The sequence below is a fragment of the Dysgonomonas sp. Shenzhen-Wh21 genome (assembly GCF_043392705.1).
Lineage (GTDB): Bacteria > Bacteroidota > Bacteroidia > Bacteroidales > Dysgonomonadaceae > Dysgonomonas.
Map to the genome: position 1 here is coordinate 1 of NZ_JAIXHZ010000230.1, position 2,781 is coordinate 2,781.

Sequence of the window (2,781 nt, forward strand, 5' to 3'; positions counted from 1 at the left end):
TTACTATCAATATTTTTTGAAGTAAGTAGATAAACAAAAATAAAAACAACCATCAAGATCACGACGGTGATAGATGTATATGTTAACTATATACGAAATAAGATTCAGTATGAAGGAATGGATAAGCTAATTCATACAGTTATTGGATTAGGATATATATTAAAAGAAGAATGAAGATAAAAACAAAACTAGCCCTTTTATATACATCTATCACCGTCGTGATCTTGATGGTTGTTTTTATTTTTGTTTATCTACTTACTTCAAAAAATATTGATAGTAATTATTATACGCTTTTACTTGATAAAGCACTTATTACGGCTCAAAAGCATTTTGAAAAAGATGAACTGAGTCAACAAGCCTATCAAAAAGTACTTGATGCATATCAAAGATTATTACCTGAAACTTCTGAAAGAATAATTGTAGCCAATAACAGACATGATGCTACTGTAGAGCTTGAGTCTTTCTTGAATGAAAGGCAAATAGACGAATTGTTCCGAACAGAACAATTAAAATTCGAGATTGATAAGCTAAGCGGAGTTGGTATATATTACCCAGACAATGAAGGTAATTTTATCATTATCGTTACAGCTAAGAATATTCAAGGAGATTACCTGAAAAATCTGCTGAAGCATATCCTGTTAATAGTGCTATTCGTGAGTAGTATTATTATTTTTGGTCTACTCTGGTGGAATGCAAAAATGATAACTAAGCCTCTACAGGATATGGTTTCCCGAATGCAAGAAATAACACCCAAAGACCTACACCTTCGACTGATAGAGAGAAAGGGAAATGATGAACTAGCTCAAGTTATCAGTTATTTCAACCAGATGATCGAACGCTTAGAAATAAGCTTCAACTCGCAGAAGACATTTATTGCGAATGCATCACACGAACTAAAAAACCCATTAACAGCAATTATGGGTGAGTGTGAAGTTATGCAACTAAAAGAGTTTACTCCCGATGAATACAAAGGTTCTATCAAACGGATTGAAAACGAGATCGAGCGTTTAAACATATTAGTAAATAACCTTTTCCAATTAGCTCAAACCGATTTGGAAATATCAGAATCTGATGTTGAGCAATTAGATGTAGTAGGAGAGTTGCAATTCGTTATTCATTATTTAGAGCAATCTAAATATAAAGGGCGAATTTCGTTCGTGAAAAATGAGAATTCATTCTATATTCCGTCAAATAGTCATTTGTTATTTGTAGCCCTACAAAATATAATTGATAATGCTTGTAAATATTCAAATGGTGAGGTTAAAGTTGAAATCATCAAAAACAAATCCCACTTTCATCTTTTAGTCTCGGATAAAGGTATTGGCATACCGGCAAAAGAAAAAAATAAAATATTCGACACATTTTACCGAGCACAAAATACACATTCATATAAGGGGGCTGGAATAGGCTTATCTCTTGCACATAAAATATTAAAACTTTCAGGAGCTGATATTAGTATCTCATCTATGGAAAATAAAGGGACAACTGTTACAATTACCTGGAATATCAATTTCTAATCCTATTCTAATCTCGGTTTAATCTCTTTCTAATTTCAAGAGTCTAGTTTTGCATCTAAAATTAGATTTTGAAGATGAGAAAGTTACTGCTATCAACTTTGCCCTGTCTTATATTGACATTTTTCGGATTACCGGTCTTTGCTCAAGAGTTTCAAATACTCAAGTATACTCCTGTGGAAATTGAGGCTTTGTTCCTAAAACAAAACCTACAGCTATTAGCCGAAAAGATGAACATCACTCTTGCCGAGGCAGAAATTGCACAATCAAAACTATGGGATAATCCACAATTATCTATCGGTTCGATGAATTTATGGAGCACCGCCAAACAAAGAGAAGAACTTGGGGGGGCCTTTCCTAGAAATACACAGTTTAGTATAGAACTTAGTCAATTAATTTTAACAGCCAATAAACGAAACAAGCTTATCAACAGCCAAAAAGTTTCAAGAGAAATTACTGTTTTAAATTTTGAAGATGTACTGAGAGGTTTGAAAGCAGAGTTTCGAAAATTAATTTACGAAACAGAATACCTTCAATCATACAAAGATGTCTTATCTGTTCAACAAGAGTCTCTTGAGCTACTTATTTCTGCCTACAAAAGACAAGCCGAACTAAACAATATCGCAAAAAATGAATTGCTTAGGCTTCAATCAGGCTTAATAGAACTTAAAAATGAAATAAATGAGACGGAAGCAGCTTTGAATGAACAACAAAAAAATCTGAAATCGTTACTTAATATCTCACCTTTTTATATCATAAAAGTAGAAAACACAAACTTCAATTATATTGATCCCAATCAGGTCTCACTCGTGTCTTTACTCGAAAAAGCGCACGAGTTACGTCCTGATATAAAACGTGAACAACAGCAAACTTTGTTTTATGAAAAATCATTGATCTACGAAAAATCACAACGAATTCCGGATATAACACTAAGTGCCTCTTATGATCAGTATGGAGGCGTATGGAAAGATTTTATCGGATTTGGGATCAGTTTCGATTTACCCTTTTTGAATAGGAATCAAGGGAATATTAAAGCTGCTAAAATAAATATTGAGCAAAACAAACTTATTGCTTTGCAGCTACAAAATATTGCTGAACATGAAATAACTGAGGCTTTCTACAATTATAGTCGCACGTACAAATTTTATGAAGAAATAGAGAATAATGATTTGTTTGTTGCTTTTATAAGATTCCATAAAATCGAGGTATTCGAGCATACTGATATTTCTATTTAGGAAATTTTTTGTATATATACCAAGCATCTCAT

At 32.6% G+C, this 2,781-nt stretch carries 2 protein-coding genes and 1 pseudogene; all 3 read left to right on the plus strand.

Annotation, left to right across the window (positions count from 1 at the left end; translation table 11 throughout):
- Nucleotides 1–60 precede the first annotated feature (60 nt).
- A pseudogene (locus LDB17_RS15465) lies at nt 61–174 on the plus strand (helix-turn-helix domain-containing protein); the annotation flags it as partial.
- Entirely contained in the window at nt 171–1,517 is a 1,347-nt protein-coding gene (locus LDB17_RS15470) for a HAMP domain-containing sensor histidine kinase (protein ID WP_252637357.1), read from the plus strand. The pseudogene LDB17_RS15465 and the gene LDB17_RS15470, both read left to right, overlap by 4 nt.
- Before the next feature lie 74 nt (nt 1,518–1,591).
- Entirely contained in the window at nt 1,592–2,749 is a 1,158-nt protein-coding gene (locus LDB17_RS15475) for a TolC family protein (RefSeq protein WP_393925130.1), read from the plus strand.
- The last annotated feature ends 32 nt before the right edge of the window (nt 2,750–2,781 follow it).